The organism is Comamonas sp. 26, from assembly GCF_002754475.1.
Classification (GTDB): Bacteria; Pseudomonadota; Gammaproteobacteria; order Burkholderiales; family Burkholderiaceae_C; genus Comamonas.
In genome coordinates, this window is sequence record NZ_PEFL01000002.1 from 131,142 (window position 1) to 147,731 (window position 16,590).

Consider the following 16,590-nt stretch of genomic DNA (forward strand, 5'->3'; position numbering starts at 1 on the left):
TTTTTCATACAACTGCAAACAATGGCAGCGCACAATAAATGCTCTGACTCAGCTCTGGGGAGTTCGTATGCAAGTCCAGTCCTATCTGTTTTTTGATGGCCGCTGCGAAGAGGCTCTGGAGTTCTATCAGGCCGCTCTCGGCGCAGAAGTTACGGCGCTGATGCGCTACAAAGACGCTCCGCCCCAGCCCGAACCAGCTGCCCAGCAAGGCTGTGGTCCAGGTCAGATGGACCCGGAAAAAATCATGCACGCCAATATGCAGATTGGCGAGACGCAGATCATGGCCTCGGACGGCATGAATGGCGGCAAGCCTGATTTCAAAGGCTTTGCCCTCTCTATCACCGCCCCGAACGAAAATGAGGCTCACCGCATCTTTGCAGCCATCGGCGAAGGAGGTCAGGTACAGATGCCGCTGGGCGAGACCTTTTTTGCCCGCAGCTTTGGCATGGTCACGGACCGCTTTGGTGTCAGCTGGATGGTGATTGTTCCGCTGCTTGATATTGGCTGACACAGAGCAAGTCGATAAGGACACCGCTGCGACCTGAGCGGTAACAATGGGGCATGCGCCAACTGCCCCTGATTCCACCTCATTTCTCACCAGCCGACGCAGTCATCTCACGCCGGATGTATCTGCATGCACTGGCTGCAGCAGGTCTGTGCTTGAGCAGTTGGACGCTTGCGCCTTCAGCCATGGCCCTGCCCATTAAATCGCTGCAATTTCCGCGTGATTTTGGCAGCCATCCAGACCTGCAAACTGAGTGGTGGTACATCACCGGACAGTTGCAGGCGGGCGGCAAGCCATGGGGCTTTCAGCTGACCTTTTTTCGCTCGCGCATTGCTGCGGCACAAGGCCTGCAATCACCGCTGGCGGCCAAACAACTGATCTTTGCCCACGCCGCACTATGCGATGTGCAGGGCCAGAAATTGCACCACGACCAGCGCATGGCGCGCGCGGGCCTGGGGCTGGCCGATGCCAGTGAAAGCGACACCCATGTCTACATCAACGACTGGTATCTGAAACGCCAGTCTGTACGCGGGCAAGATGCGGCGCAGGCCAGCCACTACAGCGCCAAGCTTGCCGCCAAAGACTTCACCCTTGATCTTGAATTTGATAGCACGCAGCGCTTGCTGTTACAGGGCTCTAACGGTCTTTCACGTAAAGGCCCACAAGAAGAACAGGCTAGCTACTACTACAGCCAGCCCCAGCTCAAAGTCGGCGGATCCATCACCGTGGGCGGACAACTGCTGCCAGTGGAAACCAGCTCCCACAACCGCGCATGGTTAGACCATGAATGCAGCGCCGCCATCATGGATAAAGAGGCGCAGGGTTGGGACTGGATTGGTATGAACCTGGATGACGGAAGCGCCCTGACGGCCTTTCATCTACGGCGCCCGGATGGCTCCGCACTCTGGGCTGGCGGCTCTTTTCGCCAAGCCGGGCAAAGTGCGCAAATCTTTAGTGCCAATCAAGTGCAGTTTGAGCCGCTGCGCTACTGGCTCAGCCCTCACAGCAAGGCGCGCTACCCGGTTGCATGGCGAGTGCAGACGCCCGCCGGGCGCTTTGAAGTGCATGCACTGGTAGATGACCAAGAACTGGACAGCCGCGCCAGCACTGGCGCGATTTACTGGGAAGGTTTGTGTGAGCTGCGCCGCATTGGCGCCGACGGCCGCAGCAGTGCAGTGGGGCGGGGATATCTGGAGATGACGGGGTATGTGGCGGCGATGAAGCTATAGCGTCAACACGCCAACCGTCACGCGCCAAGTCAGAGACAGAAAGCAAGGACCGCGCCGCAGCGAGGCTATCGCCCCTCTCCCGAAGAGAGAGAGGGGGGGGGAAAGCGGCCAAGCTGCTCCGTGGTGCCTCATCTCTTTTTTTCCAGAAAAGCAATCAGCTCGCCCATGATGCCCTTGCGGAACATCAGCACGCACAACACAAAGATCAGGCCGGTGACGATGGTAACAGACTCACCCAGTGTGCCGAACCATTCCACACCGGTGGTGTGAGCGAGAAAAGTGCCAAAGTCGCCAATCTTGTTTTCCAGCGCCACGACCACAGCAGAGCCCAGCAAAGGGCCGGAGAGCGTGCCCAAGCCGCCCATCAGCGTCATCAAAATCACGTGACCCGAGGTGGTCCAGTGAACATCGGACAAGGTGGCAAAGCCCAGGACCAGCGTCTTGAGTGAGCCTGCAAGACCTGTGAGCGCAGCAGAGATCACAAAGGCCAGCAGCTTGAAGCGGTTCACGTCATAGCCCAGCGAGATCGCGCGTGGCTCGTTTTCCTTGATGGCCTTGAGCACCTGACCAAAAGGCGAGTGAATAGTACGCACGATGAGCAGGAAAGCGAGCGTCACCACCACCAGTGCCACGTAGTACATCGTCAGATCGCTGCTCAAATCAATCATGCCGAACAGCTTGCCGCGTGGCACGCCTTGCAGGCCGTCTTCACCGCCGGTGAACTTGGCTTGCAGCGCGACAAAGAACAGCATCTGTGCCAGCGCCAGCGTAATCATCGAGAAGTAGATGCCCTGGCGACGAATGGCCAGCCAGCCAAAGATCAGGCCCAGCAGTCCACCGACCACGGTGCCCAGCAGCATACCAATTTCTGGCGTAAAGCCCCAGGCCTTGATGCTGTAGCCCGCCACATAGGCCGCGCCACCCAGAAAGGCCGCATGGCCAAAGGACAGCAGACCCGTATAGCCCAGCAGCAGGTTGAAGGCAGAAGCAAACAGTGCAAAGCACATGAGCTTCATCACAAATACAGGATAGGCACCCAGAAAAGGAGCAGCAATCAGGCCCAGCAACAGCAGGCCGTAGCCCACAGGGGCAATGCGTTGAACAAGCGTCTTGGATTTCATGTCGTGCCCCTCTTATTTTTCTTTACCGAACAGGCCAGCGGGGCGAATCAGCAAAACAATGACCATGATGAAAAACACGACGGTGGACGATGCTTCAGGCCAGAACACTTTGGTCAGCCCTTCGATGACACCCAGCCCCAGCCCCGTCAGGATGGAGCCCATGATGGAACCCATGCCGCCAATCACCACCACGGCAAACACGACGATGATGAGGTTCTGCCCCATCAGCGGTGTGACCTGATAGACCGGCGCAGCCAGCACACCAGCGAAGGCAGCCAGAGCGGCACCAAAGGCATAGGTCAGCGTGATCATGACGGGCACGTTGATGCCAAAGGCTTCAACCAGGCGCGGGTTCTCGGTACCAGCACGCAGATAGGCACCGATACGCGTCTTCTCGATCACAAACCAGGTGGCCACGCAGACCACAATGGAGGCCACAACCACCCATGCGCGATAGTTAGGCAAAATCATGAAGCCCAGATTGGTCGCGCCTTCCAGCAGCTCGGGTGTGTCATAACCCAGACCCGAGACACCGTAGATGGAGCGAAACACGCCCTCGATCAGCAGCGACAGCCCCAGCGTGAGCAGCAGGCCGTAGAGGTGATCGAGCTTGTAGATCCAGCGCAGTAAAAAGCGCTCTATCAGCACACCCAGAATACCCACCAACACGGGCGACAGAATCAGCATCACCCAGTAGTTGATGCCAAAGTAGCTCATGGCCATCCAGGTGCACATGGCACCCAGCATGAACAGTGCGCCATGCGCAAAGTTGATGACATTGAGCAGGCCGAAAATCACGGCCAGACCCAGACTCAGAATTGCGTAGAACGAACCGTTGACCAGCCCCAGAAGGAGCTGGCTCATCAGGCCGGGCAATGAAACGCCGAAGATTTCCATGAGAGATACGCTGGTGGGTATTAGGTGTGCATCAGTCCAAGGTCGCGATTACTTCCAGAGCGCGCACTTGGTCTCGGCCTTGGTGGTCCAGACCGTGTCAGCAGGCAGCTTGGTCAGGACCTTGAGGTAGTCCCAGGGCTTGGTGGATTCGCTGGGTTTCTTGGCTTCGACCAGGTACATGTCGTGCGCAAACGTGCCATCCGGACGGATCACGCCCTTGCCGTAGAAGTCGTTGATGGGCGTGCTCTTCAGGTAGGCCATCACCTTGTCGGCATTGGTGGTCTTGACGGCTTCGACGGCCTTCAGATAGTTCATGACAGCCGAGTAGTCAGCAGCCTGCACATCGGTGGGCATGCGCTTGGTCTTGGCAAAGAACTTGTTGGCGAATTTGCGCGATTCGTCATTCATGTCCCAGTACCAGCTGGTGGTATGCAGCAGGCCTTCTGTGTTCTTCAGACCCAGGCTGTGAATGTCGGTCAGAAAGACCAGCAGACCGGCGGTCTTCATGGTCTTGTTGATACCGAACTCTTTGGCCGCCTTGATGGCGTTGATGGTGTCGCCACCCGCATTGGCCAGACCCAGAATATGGGCCTTGGAGCTTTGCGCCTGCAGCAGGAAAGACGAGAAGTCAGATGCGTTAAGGGGGTGTCTGACCGAGCCCAGAACCTTGCCACCCTTGGCTTGAATGACCTTGGTCGTGTCGCTCTCCAGCGCCTGACCGAAGGCGTAATCAGCCGTCAAAAAGAACCAGTCCTTGCCACCGCGATCGACCACCGCGCCACCCGTGCCCTTGGCCAGCGCCACGGTGTCATAGGCGTAGTGCACGGTGTAGGGGTTGCACTGCTCGTTGGTCAGCGCGGAAGAACCCGCACCGCTGTTGAAGTGCACGCGCTTTTTCTCATTCGCCACTTGCGAGACAGCCAGCGCTGTGCCGGAGTTGGTGCCGCTGAAGACCAGCGAAATGTTCTGCGTATCAATCCACTCGCGCATCTTGGATGCAGCGATGTCGGCCTTGTTCTGGTGATCTGCGCTCATCAGCTCGATGGGCTGACCCAGCGCCTTGCCACCAAAGTCGTCAATCGCCATTTGCATGGCCAGCGCGCCGTTCTTGCCTTCCACGTCGGCGTACAGGCTGGACATATCGGTCACAAAACCGATCTTCACTTTTTCCTGCGCTTGAACCAGAGGGCTGGTCAAACCTGCAACAGCCAGCATGCACGAGAGAACGCTCAGTTTTGCTTTCATCTTGATCTCCAGGGTTAGGTCTTTGTTATGAAAAGAAAAGAGAAATGCAGTGCTTCACACGCCCAGCAGCTCATTGAGCACAGACATCTTTGCGTCCAGCTCATCAGCGCCAAAACGCAGGGCCACATGGCCGTGCTCGACCACATAGAAACGGTCAGCCAGCGGCGCGGCAAAACGGAAGTTCTGCTCCACCATCACCACGGTGTAGCCCTTCTCGCGCAGCGTTTTAATCATGCGAGCCAGGGTCTGAACGATGACGGGAGCCAGACCTTCAGAAATTTCATCCAGCAGCAGCAAACGTGCGCCCGTGCGCAGAATGCGCGCCACTGCCAGCATCTGCTGCTCACCACCCGACAGGCGCGTGCCCTGGCTGTTGCGACGCTCGTAGAGGTTGGGGAACATCTGGTAGATCTCGTCCACGCTCATGCCGGGCTGGCCGGTTTTGAGCGGCGGCGGCAGCATCAGGTTTTCTTCGCAGGACAGGCTGGAGAAAATACCGCGCTCTTCGGGGCAGTAGCCCACGCCCAGATGCGCAATCTTGTGCGTAGGCCACTGAATGGTCTCCACCCCATTGATCTTGATCGAGCCCTTGCGCGATCCTGTCAGGCCCATGATGGCCCGCAGCGTGGAAGTGCGGCCCGCACCATTGCGCCCCAGCAGTGTCACCACCTCGCCAGGGTTGACCACCAGGTCCATGCCATGCAGCACATGGGACTCGCCATACCAGGCGTTCAAACCCGAAATTTCCAGCGCCGGAGTACTTGTCTTATTCATTCGTATCACTCAAAACAGGCACAAAACCATCAACGAAGCAGCCACCGCTCTCAGGGGAAGCCGCAAAGCGGCACCAGGGGGAGCCATCAGTGCGCCCCCTGCAACTGCCCGTCCGTGGTCCCCATATAGGCTTCCATCACCTGCGGATTTTTCGAAACTTCTTCGTAGGGCCCTTCAGCCAGCACGGCGCCGCGTTGCAGCACGGTGATGCGATCGGCAATCGTCGCAATCACTTTCATGTTGTGTTCCACCATCAAGATGGTGCGACCAGCCGAGACTTTTTTGATGAGCTGCGTGACGCGGTCCACGTCTTCGTGGCCCATGCCCTGCGTGGGCTCGTCCAGCAGCATCAGCTCGGGGTCCATGGCCAGCGTGGTGGCGATCTCCAGCGCACGTTTGCGGCCATAGGGCAGGTTCACAGTCAGCTCATCGGCCAGGTCCTGCAGGCCGACTTCGGTCAACAGTTCCATGGCGCGGTCGTTGAGCTGGTTCAGCGTTTTCTCACTGGTCCAGAACTGGTAGGCCGTACCCAGTTTGCGCTGCAGGCCGATGCGCACGTTCTCCAGCAAAGTGCTGTGCGGGAATACGGCTGATATCTGGAAGGAGCGAATCACACCGCGCCGCGCAATCTGCGCCGGGGCTTCGCGGGTAATGTCAACGCCGTTGAATCGAATGCTTCCGGAAGTGGGCTCCAGAAACTTGGTGAGCAAGTTGAAGCAAGTGGTCTTGCCCGCACCGTTAGGCCCGATCAGCGCATGAATTGAGCCACGCTGCACGGCCAGATCCACCTTGCTGACGGCGGTAAAGCCTTTGAACTCTTTAGTGAGTTGCTTGGTTTCGAGAATTAGGTCGCTCATGCGCTGGCCGTCAGTCCTGAGTGCTACAAAACAAAAGACAGGCGCACTTTGCAATGCGCCCTCTGCTTGCTTGGCATCTTGGGCTGCCCGGCAGCGCTGCCGCAGCGGGAAACTCCTAGGAGAGTGGCTGACAGCTACTTATGCTTACCCTAGGTACACAGTAAACAAATAGCCACAAAAGGAGTAACTGCAAACTTCACTTCTAAAGATCAAGATTCAAAAGCACCTGGCAGAAAATTGCTTGCGCAGAGGCTGTGCGTCCACCTCAGTACTCGCCAACCGCAGGATGGCCATCGTTATCGCGCTATCAATATTCATTAAAGCGGCATGTCAATCAAATGCCGAAAGCTGCTTTGACTGCAGCAAAGCTGCCGTAAACCCTGAGCCCGTAAATTCCCGCTAAGGTAACTTGGTTACTAGCCCAAGCGCCGTAAATATGCTTGATGTTTGTCGCCCACGAAAACCCATGGCGACAAATGACGAGAAGAATCGCTATTCATTTCAAAGCTGCTTGCGCTTTTTAATCATGAGTTTCAGCTTGTTTTATTCATGAGACTATTACTTAACAAGCGGTAGGTGCTATCAAAAAAATCGAATCAACAACGCTTGCATGCATTGCTGAAAAAGCATGGAATAAAACTACCCGCTGGACTGTTTACCGCAGGTCAACCACAAGGAGAGTTTTCATGCTTCGCATCGCATCCCTGACGATTCTTTCTGCCGCCCTGCTGGCGGGCTGCGCCACTGGCACGGCCACCATGGCAAAGTCTCCGGCGACCACCATGAACGGCATGCTGGTCGGCCCGACGCAAATGACGCTTTATGTCTTTGACAAAGACGCTGCCGGCAAAAGCATGTGCAACGGCGGCTGCGCCAGCAACTGGCCGCCGCTGATGGCCCCCGCCAATGCCGCCCCCATTGGCGACTGGAGCGTGGTGATGCGCGACGACGGCAGCAAGCAATGGGCTTATAAAGGCCGCCCGCTCTACCACTGGGCCAAGGACACCAAACCCGGTGACATGACCGGTGACGGTCTCCTCAACAACAGCTGGCATGTTGCCAAGCCCTGAGTCATTTGAGCGTATTGAGTGAATATCGACTCAGCCCTCGTCCACATTCCCCGCCTACGCCGCTACGCCCGTGCGCTGGCGGGTGATGCCGCGCTGGCTGATGATCTGGTTCAAGACACGCTGGAGCGGGCCTGCCAGAAATGGGCGCTATGGCGCCCTCCCGCTGCAGCCACAGCTGAAGAAGCGCAAAAAGCTTTACTCAGCTGGCTGCTGACGGTGATGCACAACCTCTACGCCAATCAGTGGCAGCAGGCGGCGCGGCATCGCACCGTAGAACTCGATGACGCGCAAGACCCCAGCCACGACCCCATGCCCAAGCTGGCATTACAGCTCGATCTGGAGCGGGCACTGGGCCTGCTCTCCCCTCAGGCGCGCGAGGTGCTGCTGCTGATTGGCATGGAGCAATTCAGCTATGGCGAAGCGGCGCAAATGCTGGGCGTGCCAGTGGGTACTGTGATGTCACGGCTGTCACGCGCACGCGAGCAACTGCGCCGCCTGATGGACGGTGAACGGCCTGCAAGCACCGTGCTGAGGGCTGTGAAATGAAGGAAAGCGAGATGAGCACCCAGCGACCTGATGAAACCACGCTGCACGCCTGGGTCGATGGAGAGCTGCAGCCCGAAAGTGCCGCAGCCGTTGCGCAATGGCTGGCCGATCATCCCGATGAAGCTGCGCGCATGGCTGCCATTCAGGCCCAGACTGCAAGCCTGCAAGCTCTGCACGCGAAAGTGCTGGATGAGCCAGTTCCGCCTGAGCTCACCCGGACACTGCGTCAACCGCCAACACAATGGCGCTGGCCACATGCACTGGCTGCTGGTCTGATGCTGAGTCTGGGTATCAGCGCGGGATTTGGTCTTGGCTATGGCGCAAGTCAGCAAAAAATGGCAATCGCACAAACCGGCACAATGACGCAGTTGCCAGGCTTTGTGCGCGAGGCTGCTGCGGCCCATGCAGTCTATGTGCCAGAAAAGCGCCACCCGGTAGAGGTCGCAGCGCAGCAGCAGGCGCATCTGGTGCAGTGGCTGTCCAAACGGCTTGGCGTGTCCCTCAAGACACCTGTGCTGAAAGCACAAGGTTTTCAGCTCATGGGAGGAAGGTTGCTACCGGGCGAGACAGGTCAGGCACGAGCCCAGTTCATGTATGAAGATGCGGCCGGCGAGCGCCTCACGCTCTATGTCTCGGTATTGGATCAGCAAGCAACAAAAACATCGGCTCCTGCCGCTTTTCAGTGGTCGCGTGATGGCACAGCGCATGGCTTTTACTGGATTGATGGCCTGCAGGGCTACGCCCTCAGTGCCGACTTGCCGCGCGAGCGTTTGCAGGTTCTGGCCGATGCGATCTACCGCCAGCTTGAATGATATCTGCGCTGCGCGAATACGCCAGTAAGGTATCAGCAGCGCTTATTGCAAGCTACCGCTGCCGCCTTCGCCACCCGCGGCTTCAGGCAAGGCCAGTGGCAGAACACCAATACCCTCTTCCATCAATTCAATGGCTTCTTTAGGGCTGGTCTGGCCGCGAATGGCACGCTCTTCGGTTTCACCATAGTGAATGCGGCGCGCTTCTTCGGCGAACTTCTTACCTACGTCTTCGGTGCTTTCAGCCACCTTGCGCGACCACTGCATCCACGCGGCCTGCATGGACTGAAGATGTGCCCGGGCTTCAGCACTGATCTCTGGCGTGACGGCTGAAGCTGCGGGTGCTGCTACCGTCGTCGGCTTGGATATTTGAGGTGTCTTGGGTGGCTGGGCACCCAGATTCAGGCGAGGGGCGCTCAAGCGCTTGGTCACATCGCTGTCGCCGCACATGGGGCATTGCACCAGTTGGCGTTGCAGCTGATTCTGAAAATCATCTTCCGATGCGAACCAGCCTTCAAAGACATGGCCTGCAGGGCAGTGAAGATCAAGCACTTTCATGGCCGCATTCAACCCTTGCGATGGACAAGATAGCGATACACGAAGCCGGGAAATGCCAGCGTCAGAAACAGTGTCGCAGTCACTGCATAAAACTCCCAGCCTTGTGGTGATATCTGCCCGGCGCGGCGCTCAAGCAGCAGGCCGAGGCCACCGACCAGCAAATAGAGAATCACCATTTCAAGCAGGCGAATCCACAAGGACTTGCGACCTGCAACGACGGGGCCGACGATGCCCAGACGCTGGTTGATAAAAGGCAAATTGGCTGCCACAAGGGCAGCCAAGATGATGAGCCAGATAGAGGCGGTAATAGACACTAAGCCATTCCTAGAAAAAGCGATGAGGGCCTCAAGCCCTCATCACATTCGTCTTATCAGGAAGCCAGGGCACGCACAACGGCGTCAGCGCACAAGGCCATCAGACCACCAGGCAAGATGCCCAGCAGCAGAACCAGCGCACCGTTGATGGTCAACACAACGCGCACATCCAGAGGAGCGGACACGCTGGTAGCTGTGATTGGAGCATCAAAGTACATGACCTTGACGACGCGCAGGTAATAGAAGGCGCCGATCAGCGACATCACTACAGCGAACACGGCCAGACCGATGTACAGGCTGCTGCCCGAAGCAATCAGTGCTTGCAGCACGGACAGCTTGGCATAGAAGCCCACCAGCGGAGGAATACCGGCCATGGAGAACAGGCAGATCGCCATCACGCCAGCGTACAGTGGGCTGCGTTGGTTCAGGCCAGCCAGGTCCGCGATCTCTTCGCTTTCAAAGCCTTCGCGGGCCAGCAGCAAGATCACACCGAACGATGCCAGAGCCGTCAGCACATAGGTCACCACGTAGAACATGGCGGAGCTATAGGCGTTTTCGACGGTCGCAGGATCAACCTTGCCATCCACCACACCCGACATCAGGCCCAGCATGACAAAGCCCATCTGGGAAATCGTCGAGTAAGCCAGCATGCGCTTGAGGCTGGTCTGCTGCAGACCGGCCAGGTTACCCACCAGCAGCGAGCAGACAGCCAGAACCATCAGCATCTGTTGCCAGTCAACTGCCAGGGGCAGCAGGCCATCCACCAGGAGGCGGATAGTCATGGCAAACGCAGCCAGCTTGGGAGCGCCACCGATCAAAGCGGTGATAGCTGTAGGAGCACCCTGGTAAACGTCAGGCACCCACATGTGGAAGGGAACTACACCCAGCTTGAAGGCCAGACCGGCAACCACGAACACCAGACCGAAAACCAGCACTTGGTGCTTGATTTCACCGGAGTAGATGGCCTTGAAGACTTGGCCGATATCCAGCGAACCGGTAGCACCGTAGAGCATGGACATGCCGTACAGCAGGAAGCCCGAAGCCATGGCACCCAGCACGAAGTACTTCATGGCCGCTTCAACAGCAGCAGTATTGTCACGGCGCAGAGCCACCAGCGCGTAGCTGGACAGGGTCAGCAGTTCCAGGCCCAGATACAGGACCAGGAAGTTGTTACCGCTGATCATGATGAACATGCCCAGCAGCGACAGCATGGACAGGGTGAAGAACTCACCGCCGCGCAGCATGTCACGCTCGGCCGCGTAGGGGCGGCCGTAGACCATGGTGATCATCATGGCAATCGTGGCAAAGCACTTGAGCCAGTTGCCCATGGCGTCAGAGACAACCATATTGCCCCAGCCGTAGAAGGTATTGCCACTAGAGGCATACATGCCTTGCATCACCGCTACAACAAGCAGGGTGAGCATGGTCAGAACATAGGTGCCTGTGCGGCGGGCGCTTGTCACGCCCAAGTCCACCAAGGCAATGACGCAGGCCATGACCAGGAGAACAATCTCCGGGTAAATAGCCAGCCAGCTGATGTTGTCAATCATCTCGTGTCTCTCGTTTCAGTCTGGTCAGTTGAGCTTGCTCACAGCCACATGCTTGATGAGCTCTGCCACAGACACATCCATCACATCGGTGAAGGGCTTGGGATACAGGCCCATGACCATCACGGCTGCAGCCAGAATACCCAGAACCAGGAATTCACGGCAGTTGATGTCCTTGAGTTCCTTCACGTGGTCATTGGCCACAGGACCCAGGTACACGCGCTTGTACATCCACAGGGTGTAGGCAGCGCCAAAGATCAGGGCTGTTGCAGCGCCCATGCCAATCCAGAAGTTGTATTGCACAGCGCCCAGGATCACCATCCACTCGCCCACGAAGCCGGCCGTTGCAGGCAGACCGCAGTTGGCCATGGAAAACAGCAGTGCAAAGGCAGCAAACTTGGGCATGGTGTTGACCACGCCGCCGTAAGCAGCAATTTCACGCGAGTGAACGCGGTCGTACAGCACGCCAATGCACAGGAACATGGCGCCGGACACGAAACCGTGAGCAATCATCTGCACCAGACCACCGGAGATACCGAGGTTGTTGAACATGAAGAAGCCCAGAGTCACGAAGCCCATGTGTGCTACGGACGAATAAGCCACCAGCTTCTTCATGTCCTTTTGCACCAGAGCCACCACACCCACGTAGATCACGGCAATCAGCGACAGTGTGATCATCAGGCCCGACCACTCGTGTGCCGCATCAGGAGCGATGGGCAGCGAGAAGCGCAGGAAGCCGTAGGCACCCAGCTTCAGCATGATGGCAGCCAGCACGGCGGAGCCGCCTGTAGGCGCTTCCACGTGAACGTCTGGCAACCATGTGTGGAACGGAAACATGGGCACCTTCACCGCAAACGCGGCGAAGAAGGCAAAGAAAATCAGCGTCTGTGCGGTGCCGGACAGCGGCAGCTTGTGCCAGTCCAGGATCTCGAAGCTGCCACCCGACTGGGTGTACAGATAGATCAGCGCCACCAGCGTGAGCAGCGAGCCCATCAAGGTGTACAGGAAGAACTTGAAGGCGGCGTAGATACGGTTCGGACCGCCCCAGATACCGATGATCAGATACATCGGAATCAGGGTGGCTTCGAAGAACACGTAGAACAGCATGCCGTCCAGTGCCGAGAACACGCCGATCATCAGACCCGACAGGATCAGGAACGCGCCCATGTACTGGTTCACACGCTCTGTGATGTTTGCCCAGGAGGCAATCACCACAACGACGGAGATGAAGGCAGTCAGTGGCACGAACCACATGGAGATGCCATCCACGCCCAGGTGGTAGTGGATGTTGAAGCGCTCAATCCAGAGCGCGTTCTCCACAAACTGCATGTTGGCAGTAGTGGTGTCAAAACCGGTGACCAAAGGAATGGTCACCGCAAAGCCGATCAGCGCGCCGATCAGAGCCAGCCAGCGCACTGCATTGGCCTGCCCTTCCTTGCTGAAGGCCAGCAGAAGAGCACCGAATGCAATCGGTACCCAGATAGAAAGACTCAACAAACCCATTTTTGTTCTTCCCCTACTACTTGTTGAGCCACACGAAGTACGTCATGAGGGCAACGATACCCAGCAGCATGACCAACGCGTAGTGATAGACATAGCCTGTTTGCAGGCCACGCATCCACTGACCAAACTTGGCCATGAGCTTCCAGGAGCCGTTCACCATCGCGCCATCAATGATGGCCTGGTCGCCAACCTTCCAGAAGACGCTACCCAAGACACGGGCACCACGGGCAAAGATGTTTTCATACACCCAGTCCACGCCATACTTGCCTTCCAGAACCTGGTACAGACCAATCTTCTTGGAAGCAGCCATGATGGCGGTGGGGATCTCAGGCTTGACCATGTAGAACACATAGGACACCACCACACCAGCCAGAGCCAGCCAGAACGGTGCAGCCGTGAAGCCGTGCAGTGCCATGGGCACCCAGCCGTGAATCTTCTCGGCCAGTTCAGCCATGGCACCATGCTTGGAGCCATCAACGTAGATCACGCCCTTGAAGAAGTCGCCAAACAGCATGGGCATCAATGCAATCGCACCGATCACCACCGAAGGAATGGCCAGCAGCATCAGAGGACCGGTCACAACCAGAGGCGACTCATGCGGCTTGGCATCGTGGCCATGGCCGTGGTGGTCGTCATGTGCGTGGTGGTCATCATGGTGCGCATCGGGGTTCTGGTCGTAACGCTCTTTACCGTGGAACACGATGAAATACAGGCGGAACGAGTAGAAGGCCGTGATGAACACACCAGCCAGCACTGCAAAGTTGGCAAAGCCAGCAGCAGGCAGGGTGGAGGCGTGCACCGCTTCAATGATGGCGTCCTTGGAGTAGAAGCCCGAGAAGAACGGTGTACCGATCAGCGCAAGGTTACCCAGCAGGAAGGTGATCCAGGTGATAGGCATGTACTTGCGCACGCCACCCATCCAGCGGATGTCCTGGTTGTGGTGCATACCCATAATGACGGAACCCGCTCCGAGGAACAGCAAAGCCTTGAAGAAGGCGTGAGTCATCAGGTGGAACACGGACACAGAGTAAGCCGACACGCCCAAAGCGATGGTCATGTAACCCAGCTGAGACAGCGTGGAGTACGCAATCACGCGCTTGATGTCGTTCTGGATGATGCCCAGGATACCCATGAACAGCGCCGTAATCGAACCGATCACGAGGATGAAGTTCAGGGCCGTATCCGACAACTCAAACAGAGGAGACATGCGGGACACCATGAAGATACCCGCCGTCACCATGGTCGCCGCGTGAATCAGCGCGGAGATAGGTGTGGGGCCTTCCATGGAGTCTGGCAGCCATGCATGCAGAGGGAACTGGGCCGACTTGCCCATCGCTCCCACAAACAGGCAGATGGCAGTCACGGTCACCAGCATCCAGCCCGTACCAGGCAGCTGAGTGTTCTGAATCTCGGGCAGCTTGGCAAAGATTTCAGAGTAGTTCAGCGTACCGGTGTAGGCAGCGATCAGACCAATACCCAAGATGAAGCCGAAGTCACCCACACGGTTGACCAAGAAGGCCTTCATGTTGGCGAAGATGGCTGTGGACTTCTTGTAGTAGAAACCGATCAGCAGGTAAGACACCAGACCCACGGCTTCCCAGCCGAAGAACAGCTGCAGCAGGTTGTTGCTCATGACGAGCATCAACATGGAGAAGGTGAACAGGGAGATATAGGAGAAGAAGCGGTTGTAGCCTTCGTCTTCTTCCATGTAGCCCATGGTGTAGATGTGCACCATCAGCGACACAAAGGTCACCACGCACATCATCATGGCGGTGATGGAATCGATCAGGAAACCGATTTCCATCTTCAGGCCGCCGACAACCATCCACGTATAGATGGACTCGTTGAACGTGGCGCCGTCAAAAACGACTGCCTTGAACGTGAGTGCCGACAGAATGAAGGCGGCGAGCACGCCCAGAATCGTCAGGGAACTGCTGCCGGTGCGACCAATCTTGTTGCCGCCGAAAGCCGTGCCCCAGATACCCGAAAGTAGGGAGCCGACCAGCGGTGCCAGAGGCACCGCAAGCAGCAGGGATGCAGAAAGGGTTTGACTCATTTCTAGAGAACCTTGCAAGTAACGGCGAACTCAACCCTTGAGGGTGTTGAGGTCTTCCGCGTTGATGCTGCTCTTGTTACGGAACAACAGCACCAAGATCGCCAGACCGATTGCCGATTCAGCAGCGGCCACGGTCAGGATGAAAAACACGAACACCTGCCCGTGCATGTCGCCCAGATAACTGGAAAACGCGACAAAGTTCGTGTTCACGGCCAGGAGCATCAGCTCGATGGCCATGAGCAAGACGATCAGGTTCTTGCGGTTCAGGAAGATGCCAACCACCGCGATTGCAAACAGCATTGCACCCAGCGTCAGGAAGTGGCCCAAAGTCAGCGTCATGCTTTTGTCTCCACAGCAGTCGCCGCAGCTTCGGCGTCAGGTTTTTGTGCAGGCTTGGTTGTCTCCACCTTAACCAGCTTGATACGGTCAGAAGCGCGCACACGAATTTGATCCGCTGGGTTCATTGCCTTGCTGTCCTTGCGCTTGCGCAGGGTCAGAGCAATGGCGGCAATCATGGCCACCAACAAGATCACCGCTGCGATTTCCACGGGGTACAGATACTCCGTGTACAGCAGCTTGCCCAGCTCATGGGTGTTCGAGTAAGGAACGATCTGACCCGCAGCATTGACCATGGTCGCGCCTGCAGCCTTCACGTCCTCCACATCACCGAAACCACCCATCAGCACCATGCCCATTTCAACGGCAATCAGCACACCAAACGGGGCCGCATACCAGAAATGCTTCCAGAAACCGCGGCGTATGTCGTCGATACGGATATCGAGCATCATCACCACGAACAGGAACAGCACCATCACAGCGCCCAGATAGACCAGCACCAGAGCGATGCCGAGGAATTCAGCCTTCAGCAGCAGCCAGATAGCAGCTGCTTGCGAGAAAGCCAGAATCAGATTGAGCACGGCATGCACAGGGTTGCGAGCCGTGACGACCCGGAAGGCTGCAAAAAGCAGCACTGCCGAGAACAGATAGAAAAAACCAGTTTTGGCGTCCATGGATCGAATCTCTTCAAGTGATCAAGGAGCCGCTTCAGCGGTACTTGGCATCTGCTGCCTTGTTGGCAGCAATCTCGGCTTCATAACGGTCACCCACTGCCAGGAGCATGTCCTTGGTGAAGTAGAGGTCACCGCGTTTTTCGCCGTGGTATTCGAAGATGTGCGTCTCGACGATGGAATCCACCGGGCAGCTTTCTTCGCAGAAGCCGCAGAAGATGCACTTGGTCAAATCGATGTCGTAGCGCGTGGTGCGGCGTGATCCGTCGTCACGCACATCGGACTCGATAGTGATAGCCATGGCAGGGCACACGGCTTCGCAAAGCTTGCAGGCAATGCAGCGCTCTTCACCGTTGTCATAACGGCGCAGAGCGTGCAGACCACGAAAGCGTGGCGACTGAGGGGTTTTTTCCTCAGGGAACTGCACCGTAATCTTGCGACGGAAGGTGTAGCGGCCAGTAAGGGCCATGCCCTTGACCAGTTCCCAGAGCATGAAGCTCTTGAGGAAATCCTTAAAGGAGAAAGGAGTTGCAGCGACTGCAGCAGACATAC

General features: G+C 57.3%; 18 protein-coding genes. 5 read left to right on the forward strand and 13 right to left on the reverse strand.

All coding sequences use genetic code 11. The annotated features are described in order from the left end of the window. The first annotated feature begins 67 nt into the window (after nucleotides 1-67). Together CLU84_RS15165 and CLU84_RS15170 are read left to right on the forward strand one after the other, a co-directional pair. The gene (locus CLU84_RS15165) at nucleotides 68-508 is read left to right on the forward strand and encodes a VOC family protein (RefSeq protein WP_099738138.1); all 441 of its coding nucleotides are present in this window, start codon (nucleotides 68-70) and stop codon (nucleotides 506-508) included. Between the two features lie 53 nt (nucleotides 509-561). After that, nucleotides 562-1,734, forward strand: coding sequence for a lipocalin-like domain-containing protein (locus tag CLU84_RS15170; RefSeq protein WP_099738139.1), 1,173 nt, complete (start codon nucleotides 562-564; stop codon nucleotides 1,732-1,734). 128 nt (nucleotides 1,735-1,862) lie between these two features. On the opposite strand, the gene CLU84_RS15175 is transcribed toward CLU84_RS15170, so the two are convergent. The 5 genes from CLU84_RS15175 to CLU84_RS15195 all read right to left on the reverse strand — a co-directional run bounded on the left by CLU84_RS15175 (nucleotide 1,863) and on the right by CLU84_RS15195 (nucleotide 6,628). Next, nucleotides 1,863-2,855, reverse strand: coding sequence for a branched-chain amino acid ABC transporter permease (locus CLU84_RS15175; RefSeq protein ID WP_099738140.1), 993 nt, complete (start codon nucleotides 2,853-2,855; stop codon nucleotides 1,863-1,865). Between the two features lie 12 nt (nucleotides 2,856-2,867). After that, nucleotides 2,868-3,752, reverse strand: a complete 885-nt coding sequence (locus CLU84_RS15180; protein WP_099738141.1) for a branched-chain amino acid ABC transporter permease — start codon at nucleotides 3,750-3,752, stop codon at nucleotides 2,868-2,870. A 48-nt stretch (nucleotides 3,753-3,800) separates the two neighbouring features. Further along, nucleotides 3,801-4,997 carry an ABC transporter substrate-binding protein gene (locus tag CLU84_RS15185; protein ID WP_099738142.1) on the reverse strand — a complete coding sequence of 399 codons (1,197 nt, stop codon included), beginning with the start codon at nucleotides 4,995-4,997 and terminating at the stop codon, nucleotides 3,801-3,803. A 54-nt stretch (nucleotides 4,998-5,051) separates the two neighbouring features. Beyond that, nucleotides 5,052-5,771, reverse strand: coding sequence for an ABC transporter ATP-binding protein (locus CLU84_RS15190; protein ID WP_099738143.1), 720 nt, complete (start codon nucleotides 5,769-5,771; stop codon nucleotides 5,052-5,054). 86 nt (nucleotides 5,772-5,857) lie between these two features. Beyond that, complete coding sequence (locus CLU84_RS15195; protein ID WP_099738144.1) at nucleotides 5,858-6,628, reverse strand: ABC transporter ATP-binding protein; 771 nt, start codon at nucleotides 6,626-6,628, stop codon at nucleotides 5,858-5,860. Between the two features lie 686 nt (nucleotides 6,629-7,314). Between CLU84_RS15195 and CLU84_RS15200 the strand changes: the two genes are divergently transcribed. Genes CLU84_RS15200 through CLU84_RS15210 form a run of 3 tightly spaced genes read left to right on the forward strand, consistent with a single transcriptional unit; the run spans nucleotide 7,315 to nucleotide 9,056 of the window. Further along, nucleotides 7,315-7,698, forward strand: a complete 384-nt coding sequence (locus CLU84_RS15200) for a hypothetical protein (RefSeq protein WP_099738145.1) — start codon at nucleotides 7,315-7,317, stop codon at nucleotides 7,696-7,698. A gap of 18 nt (nucleotides 7,699-7,716) precedes the next feature. Next, nucleotides 7,717-8,244 carry an RNA polymerase sigma factor gene (locus CLU84_RS15205; RefSeq protein ID WP_099738146.1) on the forward strand — a complete coding sequence of 176 codons (528 nt, stop codon included), beginning with the start codon at nucleotides 7,717-7,719 and terminating at the stop codon, nucleotides 8,242-8,244. 11 nt (nucleotides 8,245-8,255) lie between these two features. Further along, nucleotides 8,256-9,056: an anti-sigma factor gene (locus CLU84_RS15210; RefSeq protein WP_099739042.1), complete on the forward strand. Its 801-nt coding sequence runs from the start codon at nucleotides 8,256-8,258 to the stop codon at nucleotides 9,054-9,056. Between the two features lie 42 nt (nucleotides 9,057-9,098). Here CLU84_RS15210 and CLU84_RS15215 read toward each other — a convergent pair whose 3' ends face one another. From CLU84_RS15215 to nuoI, 8 genes are read right to left on the reverse strand one after another with little or no spacing between them, the layout of a single operon-like run. Further along, the gene (locus CLU84_RS15215; protein WP_099738147.1) at nucleotides 9,099-9,611 is read right to left on the reverse strand and encodes a DUF1178 family protein; all 513 of its coding nucleotides are present in this window, start codon (nucleotides 9,609-9,611) and stop codon (nucleotides 9,099-9,101) included. Nucleotides 9,612-9,619: 8 nt separating this feature from the next. Next, nucleotides 9,620-9,925 (reverse strand): DUF2818 family protein, encoded by a 306-nt coding sequence (locus tag CLU84_RS15220; protein WP_099738148.1) that lies wholly within the window; start codon nucleotides 9,923-9,925, stop codon nucleotides 9,620-9,622. A gap of 56 nt (nucleotides 9,926-9,981) precedes the next feature. After that, nucleotides 9,982-11,475: an NADH-quinone oxidoreductase subunit NuoN gene (nuoN, locus tag CLU84_RS15225; RefSeq protein WP_099738149.1), complete on the reverse strand. Its 1,494-nt coding sequence runs from the start codon at nucleotides 11,473-11,475 to the stop codon at nucleotides 9,982-9,984. Nucleotides 11,476-11,499: 24 nt separating this feature from the next. Beyond that, nucleotides 11,500-12,975, reverse strand: a complete 1,476-nt coding sequence (locus tag CLU84_RS15230) for an NADH-quinone oxidoreductase subunit M (RefSeq protein ID WP_099738150.1) — start codon at nucleotides 12,973-12,975, stop codon at nucleotides 11,500-11,502. Between the two features lie 16 nt (nucleotides 12,976-12,991). Continuing rightward, nucleotides 12,992-15,031 (reverse strand): NADH-quinone oxidoreductase subunit L, encoded by a 2,040-nt coding sequence (gene nuoL, locus CLU84_RS15235; RefSeq protein ID WP_199173786.1) that lies wholly within the window; start codon nucleotides 15,029-15,031, stop codon nucleotides 12,992-12,994. Between the two features lie 30 nt (nucleotides 15,032-15,061). Beyond that, on the reverse strand, nucleotides 15,062-15,370 hold the full coding sequence (nuoK, locus tag CLU84_RS15240) for an NADH-quinone oxidoreductase subunit NuoK (RefSeq protein ID WP_099738151.1): 309 nt from the start codon (nucleotides 15,368-15,370) through the stop codon (nucleotides 15,062-15,064). Beyond that, nucleotides 15,367-16,041, reverse strand: a complete 675-nt coding sequence (locus CLU84_RS15245) for an NADH-quinone oxidoreductase subunit J (RefSeq protein ID WP_099738152.1) — start codon at nucleotides 16,039-16,041, stop codon at nucleotides 15,367-15,369. The genes nuoK and CLU84_RS15245 overlap by 4 nt, the downstream gene beginning before the upstream one ends. A gap of 34 nt (nucleotides 16,042-16,075) precedes the next feature. Then, nucleotides 16,076-16,588 carry an NADH-quinone oxidoreductase subunit NuoI gene (gene nuoI, locus CLU84_RS15250; protein WP_099738153.1) on the reverse strand — a complete coding sequence of 171 codons (513 nt, stop codon included), beginning with the start codon at nucleotides 16,586-16,588 and terminating at the stop codon, nucleotides 16,076-16,078. Between the last annotated feature and the right edge of the window lie 2 nt (nucleotides 16,589-16,590).

Excerpts from the sequence above, each read along its gene's own strand:
- CLU84_RS15165 (WP_099738138.1), top strand. The coding sequence starts at position 68 with ATGCAAGTCCAGTCCTATCTGTTTTTTGATGGCCGCTGCGAAGAGGCT.
- CLU84_RS15170 (WP_099738139.1), top strand. The coding sequence starts at position 562 with ATGCGCCAACTGCCCCTGATTCCACCTCATTTCTCACCAGCCGACGCA.
- CLU84_RS15175 (WP_099738140.1), bottom strand. The coding sequence starts at position 2,855 with ATGAAATCCAAGACGCTTGTTCAACGCATTGCCCCTGTGGGCTACGGC.
- CLU84_RS15180 (WP_099738141.1), bottom strand. The coding sequence starts at position 3,752 with ATGGAAATCTTCGGCGTTTCATTGCCCGGCCTGATGAGCCAGCTCCTT.
- CLU84_RS15185 (WP_099738142.1), bottom strand. The coding sequence starts at position 4,997 with ATGAAAGCAAAACTGAGCGTTCTCTCGTGCATGCTGGCTGTTGCAGGT.
- CLU84_RS15190 (WP_099738143.1), bottom strand. The coding sequence starts at position 5,771 with ATGAATAAGACAAGTACTCCGGCGCTGGAAATTTCGGGTTTGAACGCC.
- CLU84_RS15195 (WP_099738144.1), bottom strand. The coding sequence starts at position 6,628 with ATGAGCGACCTAATTCTCGAAACCAAGCAACTCACTAAAGAGTTCAAA.
- CLU84_RS15200 (WP_099738145.1), top strand. The coding sequence starts at position 7,315 with ATGCTTCGCATCGCATCCCTGACGATTCTTTCTGCCGCCCTGCTGGCG.
- CLU84_RS15210 (WP_099739042.1), top strand. The coding sequence starts at position 8,256 with ATGAGCACCCAGCGACCTGATGAAACCACGCTGCACGCCTGGGTCGAT.
- CLU84_RS15215 (WP_099738147.1), bottom strand. The coding sequence starts at position 9,611 with ATGAAAGTGCTTGATCTTCACTGCCCTGCAGGCCATGTCTTTGAAGGC.
- nuoN (WP_099738149.1), bottom strand. The coding sequence starts at position 11,475 with ATGATTGACAACATCAGCTGGCTGGCTATTTACCCGGAGATTGTTCTC.
- CLU84_RS15230 (WP_099738150.1), bottom strand. The coding sequence starts at position 12,975 with ATGGGTTTGTTGAGTCTTTCTATCTGGGTACCGATTGCATTCGGTGCT.
- nuoL (WP_199173786.1), bottom strand. The coding sequence starts at position 15,031 with ATGAGTCAAACCCTTTCTGCATCCCTGCTGCTTGCGGTGCCTCTGGCA.
- nuoK (WP_099738151.1), bottom strand. The coding sequence starts at position 15,370 with ATGACGCTGACTTTGGGCCACTTCCTGACGCTGGGTGCAATGCTGTTT.
- CLU84_RS15245 (WP_099738152.1), bottom strand. The coding sequence starts at position 16,041 with ATGGACGCCAAAACTGGTTTTTTCTATCTGTTCTCGGCAGTGCTGCTT.
- nuoI (WP_099738153.1), bottom strand. The coding sequence starts at position 16,588 with ATGTCTGCTGCAGTCGCTGCAACTCCTTTCTCCTTTAAGGATTTCCTC.